15 protein-coding genes are annotated in these 16,059 nt (G+C 62.1%); 8 read left to right on the plus strand and 7 right to left on the minus strand.

Going from position 1 to position 16,059, the window contains the following annotated elements:
- Positions 1–3: 3 nt before the first annotated feature.
- From NKJ28_RS29310 to NKJ28_RS29335, 6 genes are all read right to left on the minus strand, one after another.
- Positions 4–1,143, minus strand: coding sequence for an 8-amino-7-oxononanoate synthase (locus NKJ28_RS29310; protein WP_352638067.1), 1,140 nt, complete (start codon positions 1,141–1,143; stop codon positions 4–6).
- Positions 1,140–2,138: a biotin synthase BioB gene (gene bioB / locus NKJ28_RS29315; protein WP_352638079.1), complete on the minus strand. Its 999-nt coding sequence runs from the start codon at positions 2,136–2,138 to the stop codon at positions 1,140–1,142. The genes NKJ28_RS29310 and bioB overlap by 4 nt, the downstream gene beginning before the upstream one ends.
- A 95-nt stretch (positions 2,139–2,233) precedes the next feature.
- The gene (gene nadC / locus NKJ28_RS29320; RefSeq protein ID WP_352503117.1) at positions 2,234–3,088 is read right to left on the minus strand and encodes a carboxylating nicotinate-nucleotide diphosphorylase; all 855 of its coding nucleotides are present in this window, start codon (positions 3,086–3,088) and stop codon (positions 2,234–2,236) included.
- Positions 3,088–4,629: an L-aspartate oxidase gene (locus NKJ28_RS29325; RefSeq protein ID WP_352610563.1), complete on the minus strand. Its 1,542-nt coding sequence runs from the start codon at positions 4,627–4,629 to the stop codon at positions 3,088–3,090. Before NKJ28_RS29325 ends, nadC begins: the two co-directional genes overlap by 1 nt.
- On the minus strand, positions 4,626–5,600 hold the full coding sequence (gene nadA / locus NKJ28_RS29330) for a quinolinate synthase NadA (protein WP_352610560.1): 975 nt from the start codon (positions 5,598–5,600) through the stop codon (positions 4,626–4,628). Before nadA ends, NKJ28_RS29325 begins: the two co-directional genes overlap by 4 nt.
- A 66-nt stretch (positions 5,601–5,666) precedes the next feature.
- Positions 5,667–6,635 carry an NUDIX hydrolase gene (locus NKJ28_RS29335; protein ID WP_023722073.1) on the minus strand — a complete coding sequence of 323 codons (969 nt, stop codon included), beginning with the start codon at positions 6,633–6,635 and terminating at the stop codon, positions 5,667–5,669.
- Between the two features lie 173 nt (positions 6,636–6,808).
- Between NKJ28_RS29335 and panB the strand changes: the two genes are divergently transcribed.
- The 8 genes from panB (at position 6,809) to NKJ28_RS29375 (ending at position 14,253) form a co-directional block, all read left to right on the plus strand.
- A complete protein-coding gene (gene panB, locus NKJ28_RS29340) occupies positions 6,809–7,669 on the plus strand; it encodes a 3-methyl-2-oxobutanoate hydroxymethyltransferase (RefSeq protein WP_352496588.1) in 861 nt (286 codons plus the stop codon).
- Positions 7,666–8,526: a pantoate--beta-alanine ligase gene (panC, locus tag NKJ28_RS29345; protein WP_352496587.1), complete on the plus strand. Its 861-nt coding sequence runs from the start codon at positions 7,666–7,668 to the stop codon at positions 8,524–8,526. Before panB ends, panC begins: the two co-directional genes overlap by 4 nt.
- A gap of 94 nt (positions 8,527–8,620) precedes the next feature.
- Entirely contained in the window at positions 8,621–9,346 is a 726-nt protein-coding gene (locus tag NKJ28_RS29350) for a LuxR family transcriptional regulator (RefSeq protein WP_352496586.1), read from the plus strand.
- Between the two features lie 93 nt (positions 9,347–9,439).
- Positions 9,440–10,072: an acyl-homoserine-lactone synthase gene (locus NKJ28_RS29355; RefSeq protein WP_352496585.1), complete on the plus strand. Its 633-nt coding sequence runs from the start codon at positions 9,440–9,442 to the stop codon at positions 10,070–10,072.
- A gap of 22 nt (positions 10,073–10,094) precedes the next feature.
- Positions 10,095–10,469, plus strand: coding sequence for a transcriptional regulator domain-containing protein (locus NKJ28_RS29360; RefSeq protein WP_352484151.1), 375 nt, complete (start codon positions 10,095–10,097; stop codon positions 10,467–10,469).
- A gap of 157 nt (positions 10,470–10,626) precedes the next feature.
- Positions 10,627–10,938, plus strand: coding sequence for a DUF2285 domain-containing protein (locus tag NKJ28_RS29365; protein WP_245278728.1), 312 nt, complete (start codon positions 10,627–10,629; stop codon positions 10,936–10,938).
- Positions 10,939–11,753: 815 nt separating this feature from the next.
- The gene (gene glmS / locus NKJ28_RS29370; RefSeq protein ID WP_352638071.1) at positions 11,754–13,577 is read left to right on the plus strand and encodes a glutamine--fructose-6-phosphate transaminase (isomerizing); all 1,824 of its coding nucleotides are present in this window, start codon (positions 11,754–11,756) and stop codon (positions 13,575–13,577) included.
- Between the two features lie 460 nt (positions 13,578–14,037).
- Entirely contained in the window at positions 14,038–14,253 is a 216-nt protein-coding gene (locus tag NKJ28_RS29375) for a helix-turn-helix domain-containing protein (RefSeq protein ID WP_352453550.1), read from the plus strand.
- A 694-nt stretch (positions 14,254–14,947) separates the two neighbouring features.
- Here the strand turns inward: NKJ28_RS29375 and NKJ28_RS29380 are convergent.
- Positions 14,948–16,059 (minus strand): IS1380 family transposase (locus NKJ28_RS29380; protein ID WP_352638072.1); only part of this gene is annotated, 1,112 nt, incomplete at its 5' end.

Below are 16,059 nucleotides of genomic sequence, written 5' to 3' on the forward strand. Positions count from 1 at the left end.
CGGTCATGTCTGGGCCAACACCTCGACGAGCGCCTCGACCATGGCGGAAATGTCGGCTTCGCCGATATTGAGCGTCAGTGAGATGCGCAGCCGCGACGTGCCCTCGGGCACGGTCGGCGGACGAATGCCGCGTATGTCGAAGCCGCGGGCCTGCAGGCGCGCCGCCACCGCCATGGTGCGCCTGACATCGCCGATCACCAAGGGCTGGATCTGAGAGCCACTTGGTATCACGCCGCAGCGATCGACCAATTGGCGGCCTGCGAGGGCGACGCGTTCATGCAGCTGAAAACGCCGCATAGGCTCGTCGGCGAGCATTGCGAGCGCTTCGCGCGCCGCGACCGCCATCAGCGGCGATGGCGCGGTGGCGTAGATGAATGGCCGGCAACGGTTGATCAGATACTGGCACAGTGTCCTCGGCCCGGTCACGAGCCCACCAGATGCGCCGAGCGCCTTGCCGCAGGTGTGGAGCGCGACGATGTTGTCGCGGCCCTCGAAAGCGGCGGCCAGTCCCCGGCCGTCCGGTCCCCAGACGCCGGTCGCGTGCGCCTCGTCAATGACGATGAATGCGTTGTGCCGATCGGCAAGCGCGGCCAGGCTCTCCAAAGGCGCGCAGTCGCCATCCATGCTGTATAGGCTTTCCACCGCAATCCAGACGCATCCCATGCCGCCTTCGGCGCGCCAACGCGTGATCGCATCCTCGACAGCGTTGGCGTCGTTGTGCGCGGCCAGCACGAACTGTGCGCGCCCGGCCTGCGCACCCTCATGCATGCTGGCATGGGCGAGCTCATCGAGGACCAAAAGGTCGCCCTTCTGCGGCAGCGCCGTCAGCAGAGCGAAGTTGGCGATGTAGCCGCTGCCGAAGAACAGCGCGCGGTTCGCGCCGAAGAATGCCGCCGCGTCTGCCTCGAGCTGCTCGTGTTCCGGCGCATTGCCGCGCAACAGCCGCGACCCGGTGGCGCCAACCGGCGTGCCCCGCGCAATCGCCGCCGCAACCGCTTCGCCAAGTCTTTTGGAGGCGGCAAGCCCGAGATAGTCGTTCGACGAGAAGTCGAGGCCGGCGCGCGGCTTCAGCGTCCGCAGCCGGTCCTTGCGCGCCAGTCCCTGCAAGGTCGCCTCATAGCGGGCAAGCGGTGCCCCGTTCATTGCGCCTCGAGTTCCATCGGCTCGATGCCAAGGCGCCGGAACAGCAGGGTATCCTTGTCCTCACCGGGATTGTCCGCCGTCAGCAGCGTGTCGCCGACGAAGATCGAGTTGGCGCCGGCAAAAAAGCACAGCGCCTGCATCTCGTCGGTCATGGCCGTACGGCCGGCGGAAAGACGGATATGCGATTTCGGCATCATGATGCGCGCCAGCGCGATCACGCGCACGAATTCGATCGGCTCGATCGGCTTGGCGTCGGCAAGCGGGGTGCCTGGGATCGGGATCAGCATGTTGATCGGAACGCTTTGCGGATGTTCCGGCAGGTTGGCCAGCGTCACCAGCATGTCGATCCGGTCCACCGGCTCCTCGCCCATGCCGACAATGCCGCCGCAGCAGACCTTGATGCCGGATTGGCGAACGTGCTCGAGCGTCTCGAGCCGCTCGGCAAAGCTCCGCGTGCTGATGATCTCGCTATAGTAGCGTTCCGACGTATCGATGTTGTGGTTGTAGTAGTCGAGACCAGCCTGTTTCAGACGAGCGGCCTGCTCAAGATCGAGCATGCCGAGCGTCATGCAGGTCTCCATGCCCAGCGCCTTGACGCCTTCGACCATCGCCACCACCGCATCCATGTCGCGCGCCTTGGGGTTTCGCCAGGCCGCGCCCATGCAATAGCGGGTTGCGCCGGCGTCACGCGCCTTGGTCGCCTCGGCGACGACGCGCCGGACCTCCATCAGCTTCGACGCCTTCAGGCCGGTCTCGTGATGCGCCGACTGGCTACAATAGCCGCAATCCTCCGGGCATCCGCCCGTCTTGATGCTGAGCAGCCGGCTGAGCTGGACCTTGTTGGGATCGAAATTCTGGCGGTGCACGGTTTGCGCGAGGAAGAGGAGATTGTTGAAGGGGGCATCGTGAAGTGCCCGAGCCTTCTCCAGGGTCCACGCTCCAGGGTCAGGGGATTGAGCCTGTGGCGATGTCTGCGTTGGACTGGCTGTTTGCATGTCCATGCTGTTCCTCCGGTTCTGCCTTGCTTTGCTGTCTGATTGATGACGATCGGAAAGGACAGTTGATTCGATCCTGTCCGTTCCTCAGGCAATCATGAGCCCCAATAGTCGAGGCCGATATCCAGGATCGGCGCGCTGTGGGTCAGTCGGCCGACTGAAATCAGATCGACGCCGGTCGCGGCAATCGCTCGCGCTGTATCGGATGCGATCCCGCCAGAAGCCTCGGTGATAGCACGGCCGCCAACGATTGCGACGGCCCGGCGAAGATCGGCGAGGGACATGTTGTCGAGCAGAATCGCATCGGGAGCGAAGCCAAGTACCTCCTCCAACTGGGCCAGCGTATCGACCTCGACTTCGATCTTGACGAGATGACCGGCCCGTCTTCGTGCTCGCTCGAGCGCCGGGCGAACGCCGCCTGCGATGGCGATGTGGTTGTCCTTGATCAGAATTGCGTCGTCGAGGCCGAAACGGTGATTGGATCCGCCACCCGCGCGCACCGCATACTTTTCGACTGCCCTCAATCCGGGCGTCGTCTTGCGCGTGCAGACGATCTTCGCGCCATATCCACGAACCGCAGCGACGATCGATGCCGTTGCTGTAGCGATGCCGCTCAGATGGCACAAAAAATTGAGTGCCGTCCGTTCGGCTGTGAGAATGCCCCGGGCAGGGCCAACCACTGATGCAATGACCTCTCCATCCATGACATTGCAGCCGTCTGCCCGCTCCACCGAAATTTCGACATCAGGATCAATCAAGCGGAAAGCGAGCATCGCCAGATCGAGGCCGGCGACAACTCCGGACTGGCGCGCCGCCAGCACGGTTCCCGCTTGGTGTGCCTTCGGGATGATGGCCTCCGTGGTCAAGTCGCCGGCTCTGCCAAGGTCTTCAAGAAGAGCTGCCCTTACAAGCGGCTCAAGCATGACCGTGGGAAGCGGTGAGAGCGTCATCATTTGGCCCCTTCGAGGCTTGGCGAGTGTCCGAGTTCCCGCGCAGCGGCCAAGGCGGCTTCGAGGGTGATTTCGGACCGTCGGGCGACAGTCGCATGATGAGGAAAGTCTGTCCGGTAATGAGCGCCGCGGCTTTCTTCGCGCAACAGGGCGGCAACCGCGATCATTAGCCCGACAGCCGCCGGATCCGAGGCCGCGTCCTTGCTTTCGGCGAGCGGCAACAAGGCATATGCGGCTGCTTTCAGACCTTCACCATCCCGGACGATGCCGAGTGCGCGCGACAGGAAAACACGCACGGGTATCGGAGCGGGCGATGGGTGAACGTCCGCAACCGCAGGCCTTGTTCTGCGAGCAGGCGTTCCGGCGACACTTTCAGCGACCCAGCGCGCGCACACGACGGCCTCGGTCAAGGAATTGCTGGCGAGCCTGTTGGCGCCATGCAGTCCTGTCGAAGCGACTTCGCCGCAGGCCCACAGCCCCTTGACGGACGTCCTACCGGAGCCGTCCACGGCAACGCCACCCATGTGGTAGTGTTGGGCCGGACGAATGGGGATGAGATCGCGCGCGGGATTGATGCCGGCTCCACGACAGGCTGATGCAATTGTCGGGAAGTGTCGAGCAAATTCCGGGCCAGGCCGTTGCCGCGCGTCGAGAAAAACACGGTGGCCGTTGGCAAGATGGTTCCAGACGGCGCGCGCCAAGACATCACGAGGCGCAAGTTCCGCCCCTGACACGCTCTGGAGAAAAGCCTGGCCGGTTTCGTCGATCAGGGCAGCACCTTCGCCGCGGACGGCCTCGCTGACCAGCGCCATAGGGCGTTCCGGGCCGTCAAGCGCGGTCGGGTGGAACTGGATGAACTCGAGGTCGGCAAGGACAGCTCCAGCGCGGGCCGCAAGCGCCAGGCCCTGTCCGCAACTGCCCGAAGGATTGGTGGTGTCGAGAAACAGTCCCCCGATCCCACCGGTGGCGAGGACGACCCGCCGTGAGCCGAAGAAGACAGGTCCTATCGAACCGCTCGCCCAGACGCCTCGGATCGCATTCTCTCGCACCGCCAGTCGGCGCGCTTCCACGCCCTCCACGACAACAATCGACGGAGTGGAACGCACAGCCGCGATCAGGGCACGCATGATCTCACGCCCGGTGCCGTCACCATGCGCATGAACGATGCGACGTCGGCTGTGTGCGGCCTCCAATCCGAGGCACAGTGATCCTTTCGACGTACGGTCGAAGGGAACCCCAAAGCCCGCAAGCCCCTCTATCGCCTTGGGCGCGGCTTGGAGGATGCGGCTCGCCACGTCTGTGTCGCAGAGACCATCCCCGGCGGCAAGCGTATCGGCCAGGTGCAGTTCCGGATCGTCGTCTTCGCCGAAACTTGCAGCCAGACCACCCTGTGCCCACGTGCTCGAATTGTCAGCTCCCAGCAGCGTCCTGGACAGAAGCAGCACCGGCTCCGGCGCCAGTTGAAGCGCGGTCATCAGTCCGGCGATGCCGCCGCCGATGATGATCGGCCGCCCGAAGATGCTGCGGACATCGGCGCTCAAATTGCCAGCATCCGTTCGACCGCAAGCCGCGCGCGCCCGGCGATCCCGGGTTCGATGGTTACGATATGGTGGTTCTGCTCGAGCGCCATGCGGATGTTGGCAAGCGTGATCCGCTTCATGTGCGGGCACAAATTGCAGGGCCGGATGAACTCGACCTCTGGGTGCGCTAACGCGACGTTGTCGCTCATCGAACATTCCGTCATCAGCACGACACGTGCCGGCCTTTGCCTTTCGACATAGTCGGACATGGCAGCGGTCGAGCCGGAAAAATCTGCTTCAGCCACGACGTCGGGCGGGCATTCGGGATGCGCGAGCACGATCACGCCGGGATGGCTTTCGCGCAACTCGCGGATGTCGGCCGGTGTAAAGCGCTCATGCACCTCGCAATGCCCTTTCCAGGCGATGATCTGCACATCGGTCTGGGCGGCGATATTCTGGGCCAGATATTCGTCCGGCAACATGATCACCTGGGGAACGCCAAGGGATTGGACGACCGCCTTGGCGTTGCCGGATGTACAGCAGATATCCGACTCGGCTTTCACTTCGGCCGACGTGTTGACATAAGTGATGATCGGCACGCCGGGATAACGCTGGCGCATCAAGCGCACGTCTTCTGCCGTGATCGATTCCGCCAACGAACAGCCTGCCCGCAGGTCGGGAATGAGCACCGTCTTTTGCGGATTGAGCAGCTTGGCCGTTTCGGCCATGAAATGTACGCCGGCCAGCACGATGACTTGCGCCTCGATCGTCGCAGCCGTGCGGGCCAGTGCCAAGCTGTCGCCGACGATGTCGGCCACGCAATGGAAGATCTCGGGGGTCTGATAGTTGTGCGCCAGGATGATGGCGTTGCGCTCGCGCTTCAGTGCAAGGATCGCCTCGATATCCTCGACGAAAGCCGGCCATTCGATCGGCGGGATCACTCGTCGGACGCGCTCGTAGAGAAACGCGGTCGCAGGCAGCACGGCGCTCATCGACCCCTCCAGCTTATACTCTAGTTGAAAATAACCAGCATATACTTGCTGTGAGTATAAGCGATGTCAACCCCGCGCCAGCGGCAATTTTGTCCCGGCGATGACCCTCTCGTCGAGAACGGCGTGGCGGAACCGGTAAAGCTTCGCTGGCCGGCCGCCGGTCTCCGCGGTTGCCTCTCCGGTCTCTTCGACCAGCTCCTGCTGCTCGATCAGCCGGCGAAAGTTCGGCTTACGCACGAGCCTGCCGGCAAGCGCCTCCACGGTTCGCTGCAGCTGCAAAAGCGTGAAGACCGGCGGCATCAGCTCAAAGACGACCGGCCGGTATTTGATCTTGGAGCGCAGCCGCGCAATGCCGGTCGCCACGATGCGGCGATGATCGGCGACCATAGACTTGCTGGGCACCAGCGGAGGCAGCGTCGCGTCCCGTCCGCTTCCGGCCTCTTGGACCAGGCCTGCTTCGTAGACTAACTCATAGCGTTGAAGCGTGAGTTCCTCGTTCCAAAGGCGGTCGTCGAAGCCGAAGGCTATCGTCGCCCGCTGCCAGCGTTCACGTCGCGTGGCCGCGTCGCTGACGCCGTCTGCCCATTCAATCAGGCGCGGTCGCAGAACGTCCAGCACGACCGGAGGCGTGCCGGAGCGGTGGTCCTCCCATGGAAAATATTCATACCAGCTCTGCCAGCCGCACTTGGGCGAGCCAGCTGCCTGTTCCTTGCGGGTCAATGCGAGATAGCTGATGGAGATGACGCGCTGCTGGCGCTCGGCGCCGATGCGATCCCGATCCGCGAAGGTGTAGAGTTGCTCAATATACCCCAGCGGATGGCCGGTCTGCTGCTCGACCCACCCCCTCAAACCGGATTGCAGCGATCGGTGCTCAAGCGCAAATGGTCCGGAGGGAAGGGTGTCCGCCTGGCCGATGGTGAGGACACAGGGTTCACTGTCGTTTACGGCGACGACAAAGGCGATCAGGTCCACTTTGACTTCGTCGGCCTTGACGGCGGCTCTGTCTTTCCTGGGTCCTTTTGCCTGATCGTCCATGTTCGCGAAAGTGGTTGGCCAGCTCGGGGGCGCCTGAATCGATTTAAGTGTAAGCGCGCCTGTCCGCACGTCAACACCGCACAGCTGCACGGCCATTTTTAGCTCTTCGCACTTGCACAAAAATGTGGCAAACGCGACACCCGCGGTTGGTAACGTTGGGGAAGGAGGGTCCATTGAGTGCGTTTGGTGACACCAAGGCGATCACACCGCCGGATATTCGTTCGCGCAAAGGTGGGACGCCGCTCGTCTGCCTTACCGCCTACACGACGCCAGTCGCCCGGCTTGTCGATCCCCATTGCGATGTGGTGCTGGTCGGCGACAGCGTCGGCATGGTTCTCCACGGCCTGCCCTCGACGCTCGGTGTGACGCTGGAGATGATGATCACGCACGGCCAGGCCGTGCGCCGTGGCCTCGAGCAGGCGCTGATGGTCGTCGACCTGCCGTTCGGTTCCTTCGAGGAAAGCCCCGAGCAGGCTTTCCGCAATGCCGCGCGCGTCATGGCCGAGACCGGCTGCGCGGCCGTCAAGCTCGAAGGCGGCGAAACGATGGCAGAGACGATCGGCTTCCTCGCCGCGCGCGGCGTGCCGGTCATGGCCCATGTCGGCTTGACGCCGCAGGCGATCAACACCATCGGTGGCTACCGCGTGCAGGGCAGAGGCGGGGATGCCGAGCGCATCAGGCGCGACGCGCTTGCGGTGAGCGAAGCGGGCGCCTTTGCGGTCGTGCTGGAGAAGGTTCCCGAGGCGCTCGCCCGCCGGATCACCGGGGAGGTGGCGACCCCGACCATTGGCATCGGTGCCTCGGCAGCCTGTGACGGCCAGATTCTCGTCGTCGACGACATGCTGGGCCTCTTCGGCGACTTCCGGCCCAAATTCGTCAAGCGCTATGCTGAAATGGGGGAGGCCGCTGCGGCTGCGATCGCGGCCTATGCGCGGGAAGTGAAGGAGCGCCAGTTTCCGGCCGCCGAGCACGTGTTTGCCGATGCGCGCAAGCCCGCCGACGCGGACGCCACCAAGAGCGGAGAAGCAGCGTGAGCGTGCCGATTGTCAGGAGCGTTGCCCAGCTTCGCGAAATTGTCGCCGCATGGCGCCGCGAGAGCGTGAGGATTGCCGTGGTGCCAACGATGGGCGTCCTGCATGAGGGCCATCTCAGCCTGGTGCGCGCGGCACTCGAGAAGGCCGACCGGGTGATCGTGACGCTCTTCGTCAACCCGAAGCAATTCAACAGCCAGGCCGATCTCGCCGCGTATCCGAGCACCGAGGACGAGGATGCCGCCAAGCTGGCACCGCTTGGCGCGCACCTGCTTTATGCGCCGGATGCAGAGGAAATGTATCCGGCGGCCTTCGCCACGACCGTTTCGGTGTCCGGTGTCAGCGAGGGCCTGTGCGGTGCCTTCCGGCCGGGACATTTTGATGGCGTGGCGACCGTCGTCGCCAAGCTCTTCCTGCAGACCAGCGCTGACTTCGGCTTCTTTGGCGAAAAGGACTTTCAGCAGCTTCAGCTAGTCAGGCGTATGGCCCGGGACCTGGATATTCCAATCACTATTGTTCCTTGTCCGACAGTCCGCGAAGCCGACGGTCTTGCACTATCATCGCGCAATGTCCGGCTCTCGCCAGCAGAGCGTGCTGTTGCCCCCGAGCTATCATCGGTCTTGCTCGAGACGGCTGAGCGGCTTGCCCGCGACTCGCCCGTCCTGCCAACGCTTGCCGAAGCGCGCGCAGCAATTCTGGCTGCGGGCTATCGCGAGGTCGAATACCTGGAACTTCGCGACGAGGCAGATCTGCGACCGATGACAAGCCTTGACCGACCTGCACGCTTGCTTGTCGCGGCCTGGCTCGGCGGTACACGGCTCATAGACAACGTCAGAATATCACGGGTTTCAACAGGTTAACGGGGTTCTCGGCACGCGCTGTATCCGTCCGGGATCGTTTAAAACAAGGTCTCTGCCTGGCATCGAGCGATCACGGAGGTTACGCAAAGCGCAAATGCATCGCGTGTTTGAGAACTTCGTCGAGCAACTGTCTGCAAGTGTTGATGCTGCCGATCTCCGTGAGGCAATGGCATCCGCTGCAGCCGGCTTCGATTTTCCGCTATTCGCCTATTTCACTTACCCGTCGGCCTCCGGCGACGCCCCGCAATTGATCTCAAACTATCCTTCATCCTGGACATCACGTTATCTGCAACAGCGATACCACAGTCTTGATCCGGTCATCCTGCGCGGGCTGCAAGGCTGGGATACCTTCGATTGGGGGGTGGATCGCGCTCGGCACTGTCTGCCGAATTCGCAGCAACAAATTCTGGAGAGTGCGGCTGAGTTTGGCATCCGCGGCGGCCTGACGATGTCCATGCATGATCATCGCGGCCGGTTTGCTGCCCTGACCTTTGCTTCCGACGAGTCCCGTCCGCCTCTGTTGCGGTCACTGACACGTTACGAAAAAGCATTGCAGCTGGTGGCCATCAACTTTCATATCCATGTCCGGCGCAGGCTCGCCGACGATCGCGTGGTGGATGGTGTAACGCTCACCCCGCGGGAGTTCGAGTGCCTGAAATGGGCGGCGCGCGGCAAGTCGGCTTGGGTTATCAGCCAGCTTCTCGGCGTCTCAAAGCGCACCGTGACCTTTCATCTGGAAAACGCCAAGGCAAAGCTTGGCGTTCGAACGATCAACCAGGCCGTTGCACGACTGGCTGCCTCCGGCCAGGCGAGATCCTGATTCGTCGGCCACGATAGCTGTAAACCTCTACAGGCTGCATCGCTGCCGGCTTTGCCCTTCGATGGCGGGAACACATCCCGCACGGAGGCGACCATGATGCAGCTGATAACACCAGACCTTTACGACGAGTTCGCAAGCGAGCTCAAAGAGATGCACGGGCTCAGGTTTCGGGTGTTCAAGGAAAGGCTCGATTGGGAAGTTGATACCGAAGACCAGATGGAAACAGACCCGTTTGATGGTCTGAAGCCTGTCTATCTGCTCCTCAAGGGATCCGACTGGCGAATTCGCGGTTGCGTGCGTCTTTTGCCCAGCACCGGACCCACAATGTTGCGCGACACGTTCCCGGTGCTGCTGGGTGCTGACGTCGTGCCCTCGACCTCCGACATATGGGAGAGCAGTCGTTTCGCGCTCGATCTTCCTCCGTCGGCGCCCAAGGCAGCGGGCGGACTGGCCCAGGCAACCTACGAGCTCTTCGCGGGCATGATCGAGTTCGGCTTGGCCAAGGATCTGACCCGGATAGTAACGGTGACGGACACGCGCATGGAACGGATCCTTCGCCTCGCGACGTGGCCATTGTCGCGCATCGGACAACCCAAGTCCGTCGGCAAAACGGAGGCGGTGGCCGGGTTTCTCGAGATTTCCCGCGCGAGCCTTTTGCGCATCCGCAGCAGGGGACGTCTGAGCGGACCGGTACTGTGGCAACCGGTTCTAGGCCCGTCGGCATAGCGCCATTGTGGACACCTGAGCCGTGAAGGATGCTGGTCTGCCCAAGGAAGCGACGGTCGGTCTTGTATGCTGGCCGGACTGGCGTCGTCACGAAGCTTACCACTACGCCAGACGATTGCCACGCACTGCCTGGGCCTGGGAGTTTCTTCGGCGCAATCCACAATTCCAGCGCGACCACGCCAAAATGGCACCGTCCGCCTGCATTGTCGGAGCTCAGGCCGACATGAAGATAATCGAGTTGACGACAGGATCATCTTTCCTAAGACAATGGAGCCTCCTTTTTCGCGGACGCGCCACAGTCGGACGCTACGTCGGCAAGGGTCTTTTGGGATCCGCGCGACTGCGCCCGTATTCTACGAGCGGCCGCGGAGCCGGTTGGGCTCGACCACGATTTTGAACCGCTTGATCTCCCTTCGCTCTCATGCTGCAAGGACATCCTGCTGACACCTGCCGGCGTGCAGCACGTGCTGCTGAGGGAGGACTGCCGGAGTCTGCAGATCGCCCTTTCCGGTGCATCCGTTCTCCGCCCGTTGCGGCTATATGTCGACGCGATCGTGCAGCCGCAGCACCTGAAGTTCCATGTCGCTGCCCTTCAGTTCCTGAACGACATCAATGGTTGCGGCCGCCTGGCAGCTGCTTGCTTTCCGCCGGAACCCCGCGGAGCGCGTCTGCGTATCGTGCTCCAGGCTTTGGATGGCTCGCTTGCGGGAGCATCTCATCAGGAGATCGCCATTGCCCTGTTCGGGAGACGCCGTGTCGAAGAAGATTGGTCTCATCCAGGTAGCCATCTTCGCGATCAGGTGCGTCGCGCCATCCAACGTGGCCGCTACCTGATGGGCGGCGGCTATAGACAGTTCCTGATGTAATTCGGGTGACAGCTTGGTGATTGTCTTATTCGAAAACGCGCAGGCATCAATCTCCATTTCTCACTGCTATTGTGCCTTGTACAAGACGTGACACGCGCCTAGTTCTTCCGCAGCGGGAATCGGGTTTGAGTAATACGGACCAAGCACTGAGAACCAACGTTTTCGTGATAGTGCATTCATGCCCCGAGAATCCTGATGACCGTTACGAACCCCGACAAAGCCGGCGCTGACTGAAACGGTCGCTGAACGTGCTCTGTGGCCTGCGCCGCCTGACTCTCGGTTTCGGCCATGCCGACTAACAGCGTATTGATAGGCCATCGCGGGCTAAGCTCTACCGGCGAAAGCCGCGTCAAAGCGGCAGGCAATCAGAAACTAGATCGGCGGCGACGATGATTATGATCAACGTGACGAACACGTGAACCATGCCGACGGCGCCGACGTTGCCGATGATGATGATGCCGACCATGCGTCGCTGATGCTGCCTAACTACAGTGCTGTGTGATCATGCCGATCACCGCGTGACCACGAGCGGCGGCGGTTCGTGGTCAGGTGCGTGGCCGGGATGATCGCGCATGGCCGATTGTTCCTTCGTGCCGCGGGTGTGGGCTTGCGTTCGGTCATGAGGACGTCAGGCGCAACGAAGAAGTTAGATCAGGGCCCCAAACGCGGCTTATCCATGGGGTGGATGATAGCTATCCCTACAATCAATTATACCAATATTACCCAATACTACTAGAAGATCCCCCAATGAAAGCGGCCGGATGGGTATCCGTCTCGCGTGGGCTGAAGCTGCCGGCAAGAATGGGAAGACGAACATGTGCGGGATTGTTGGCATCGTTGGGCAACAGCCGGTGTCGGATCGGTTGGTCGACGCATTGAAGCGTTTGGAATATCGCGGCTATGATTCCGCCGGCGTTGCGACGATCACCGAAGGTGCCTTGCACCGCCGGCGCGCCGAGGGCAAGCTCGTCAATCTCGAGAGGAGACTGAAGGAAGAGCCGCTGAGCGGCAACATCGGCATCGGCCACACGCGTTGGGCAACCCATGGGGCCTCGACGGAACGCAATGCGCACCCGCACTTTACCGACGGTGTCGCCGTCGTCCATAACGGGATCATCGAGAATTTCACCGAGCTGAAGGACGAATTGGCGGCGGCTGGCGCCGAGTTCCAGACCGATACCGACACCGAGGTCGTCGCGCATCTCTTGGCAAGACACCGCCGGGAGGGCATGAGGCGGCAAGAGGCGATGCGTGCCATGCTGAAACGCGTCAGGGGCGCCTATGCGCTTGCCGTCCTCTTCGAAGATGATCCGTCGACCATCATGGCGGCGCGCAACGGACCACCGCTGGCGATCGGTCACGGCGACGGCGAGATGTTCCTGGGCTCCGACGCGATCGCGCTCGCTCCCTTCACCAATGAAATTACCTATCTCATCGAGGGCGACTGGGCCGTTGTCGGCAATTCGGGCGCCCATATCTTCGATTTCGACGGCCATCCCGTCGAGCGTCCGCGCCATACCTCCACGGCCGCGGCCGATCTGGCCAGCAAGGGCAATCATCGCCACTTCATGGAGAAGGAAATCTACGAGCAGCCCGAAGTCATCGCCCATGCTCTCCGTCACTATAGCAACATCATAGAGAATCGCGCCGACATGGTTTCTGGCATCGATTTCGCCAGGATCCCGAGCTTGGCGATCTCGGCCTGCGGGACCGCCTATCTCGCCGGACTGATCGGAAAATACTGGTTCGAGCGCTATGCGCGCCTGACGGTTGAAATCGACGTTGCGTCCGAATTCCGTTACCGCGAGATCCCGTTGTCGCCGCAGTCGGCGGCTCTTTTCATTTCGCAGTCCGGCGAAACCGCCGATACGCTCGCATCGTTGAGGTACTGCAAGGAGCGTGGGCTGAAAATTGGCGCTATCGTCAATGCCTGCGAATCGACCATCGCTCGGGAGGCCGATGCGGTCTTCCCGATCCTTGCCGGACCGGAGATCGGCGTCGCCTCCACCAAGGCGTTTACCTGCCAGCTTGCCGTTCTAGCCGCACTCGCCATCGGCGCCGCCAGAGCCCGCGGGACCGTAACCGAAGACGAGCTGCAGGCGCTCGTCAGGAGCCTCGCCGAAGTGCCGCGCGTCATGGGCCAGGTACTCAACAGCATCCAGCCGGAGATCGAGTTCCTGTCGCGCGAACTGTCAAAGTGTCGTGACGTCCTGTATCTCGGCCGTGGCACCAGTTTCCCGCTAGCGATGGAAGGTGCGCTGAAGCTCAAGGAGATTTCCTACATCCATGCCGAGGGCTATGCGGCGGGTGAATTGAAGCACGGTCCGATCGCATTGATAGACGACAACATGCCAGTGATCGTCATCGCGCCCCATGATCGCTTTTTCGACAAGACCGTCTCGAACATGCAGGAAGTGGCTGCCCGTGGAGGGCGGATTATCCTCATCACCGATGAAAAAGGGGCAGCCGCATCGAAAATCGACACCATGCACACGCTCGTGCTGCCGGCTGTCGACGAGATTATCGCGCCGATGATCTTCTCGCTGCCGATACAGCTTCTTGCCTACCACACGGCGCTCTTCATGGGCACAGATGTAGACCAGCCGCGCAATCTCGCAAAATCGGTCACGGTCGAATGATTGTGAACCTTTATAGGTGGCGATGCTTGTCCATCTTCGCTGCATCGGCGGTGGAAATTGGTCGAAGGTATCAGCGTCCGCGAGGCTGGGTGGACGGTGCCGCGAATAGCCACTGGAGGCGTCAGTGAGAGTTCGAGTTGCTGTTCAAGAAAGCCATCGGGGAGAATGAGTCGTGTAGGATCGCAGGTCGAATGCGCTACAGCCGATCAGGCCATCTCATGGCGGGCAGGTTCTTAGAACTTGATCAGTAGCAGGTGAGCCGCCATATTCCGACCCGGCTGCCAATTTCAAGTGGCCCATTCCATGGATGAGGCCGGTCCGGCCGAATGGACGTCCATTTTTTTGATTTGCTGGGTGTGCGCCAGGGTCGGGGAGGAAATCTCCCGATTTGTCAGGCGCTCCCATCTTCTTGGAGATGTTTATGAAGGATTCGCGCATTCCCGAGCCAGTCTTGACGGCTATGTCGCAGGGGACCCACATCATCCGCGCTTATCGTGAGCACCTTGGGTATTCAATCGAGGACCTCGCGGTCGCGTGCGGGCTTGCCGCTCAGGAAATCCAAAACATCGAGCGGGGTCTAAAGTACAATAAGGGCTATCGGAATCGGATAGCGAGATCGCTGTCCATACCTGTGGGAATTCTTGAGGCAGAGTCGGACATATCGGACGCCGCCTGATCAGTCGGATAATCTGCAATGGGTGGAAGACCGTTCTTGTGATGTGACGTTTGCGGCTGATAGTCGTCGCTTGATTCCGTTGGACGCGAATGCCTTCTGGCGCAGTACCGCCAAGAGAATTCTCGTCCACTGTCCGAGTCAGGAACTGCACACGGGCTCGCCGAACAGGAAGTTGGAACGCTTCGTCATGCTGTCTTAGGCGATATAGCCGCCCGGAGTGCTGCGACACGTGCACGATAGCATTGGCTCGCGAGGATGGATTGCTAACGGCGAACCCATGCTGGTCGGCAAGGCGATATTGGCTGGAGCATCAACTCGGCCGACGAGAGTGGCCCCCCATCCTAGGCAGGATCGGCCGACATGGCCGGCATCGCGAGCCGCTCTGAAAAGAGCACAGCGGGCATCCAGACGCTGCCGGGTTGACTATTGGTGTCGGAACCGCAAAAAGGGGCCGCTCTTCATGAGTGGCGTGCGCCGGCAGTCTAACCCCAAGCCCCCCGCCAGGCTGCCGGCGCGCTTCTAGCCGCCTTGATGCACGGCGATAAGCTTTTGACGGCCTGAAGCGACGTTGTGGTCGCCGTTGCGGTGCTTTTCCACGCGCCTCGTCAGGCGCCGGGATTGCTCCGTCGTGATGGCAGGCGGGGGTTTGCAGGTTGCGGTCGACGGGTTCGTTTCGGGGCGTCTGCCCCCATCGTTATGTCGCGAGTTGGGGGATGCGATCGAGGACGATGCGCAGGATGCGCTGGTCGGGGCACGATGTCGGCAGGTGCAGGCGGATTTGCGATTTCATCTCGACCACCCGCGCAGCGATTTTGATGAGGCGCAATCGCAGCGTGTCGAATTGGGCGACGGCAAAGCTCGAGCGCCTCGGCATCGCGGCCCGCAAGCCCCACATCAACCAGTAAGCACCGGCATGCAGGAATAGCCGGAACTGGTTGGCCGTCGCTCTTGTGCAGGACGTTCGGTCGGCGGCGAGATGCGTCTTCCACGACTTGATGTGGTTCTCGGCCGCGCCGGGCCGGCAGTAGACATCCTCGTAGAGCGCCTTGGCCTTCCCACCGGCAAGGTTGGTGACGACGAAGCGGATATCGCCACCTTGGGCGCCGACCTCGACCCGCGCGATGATGCGCTCGACGCGGCTCCAACTAGCGGCGCCGTCAACGAACTCCTTGAACCTGCGGACCTTGCCTGTCTTGGCCGACGCTTCGAAGCGCGCCGTCATCCTGGCCTCCAGATCCGCGACATGCTTGCGCAGGGTCGTGGTGGGCGCGAGGCCAAAGATGAAGTCGACGTCGTTGGCGCGGCACCGGTCGATGACCTGCGGGTTGCAATAATGGCTATCGCCGCGGAGCAGGATTCGAATGTTCGGCCAGTTGATCCGGATCGCCCGCACCAGACGGCGCAGGTGGGGGCGGATCTCAGCCCCACTCGGCCGCTTGGCCGGTCGCAGGATCGCGCTGACGAACCGTCCCGCACCATCGAACACGACGATCGGCTGGAAGCCGTACTCGTCATGGTGGGCATTGAACAGGCGAAGCTGTTGGCCTCCGTGCACAGCGTCGAAGGTGTCGTCAATGTCGAGTACGATCCGCTTCGGCACCTGCCGGAACGAGGCGCAATAGAGATCGACCATCGCCCGTCCCATCGCGACCAGCTCCCGCACGCCGGGTAGGTTCTCCAGCCGGCACAGCGTCGATTGCGACGCCAGATCCCGACCCGACGGCAGCGCATCCTGGGCCATCTTGAAGACCGGATCGCAGCGCAGCCGGTTGGCGTCGTTGCCGTCCTCGTAGCCGGCGGCGATCA

The sequence above is a fragment of the Mesorhizobium sp. M0145 genome (assembly GCF_040322355.1).
In the GTDB taxonomy this organism is placed as follows: domain Bacteria; phylum Pseudomonadota; class Alphaproteobacteria; order Rhizobiales; family Rhizobiaceae; genus Mesorhizobium.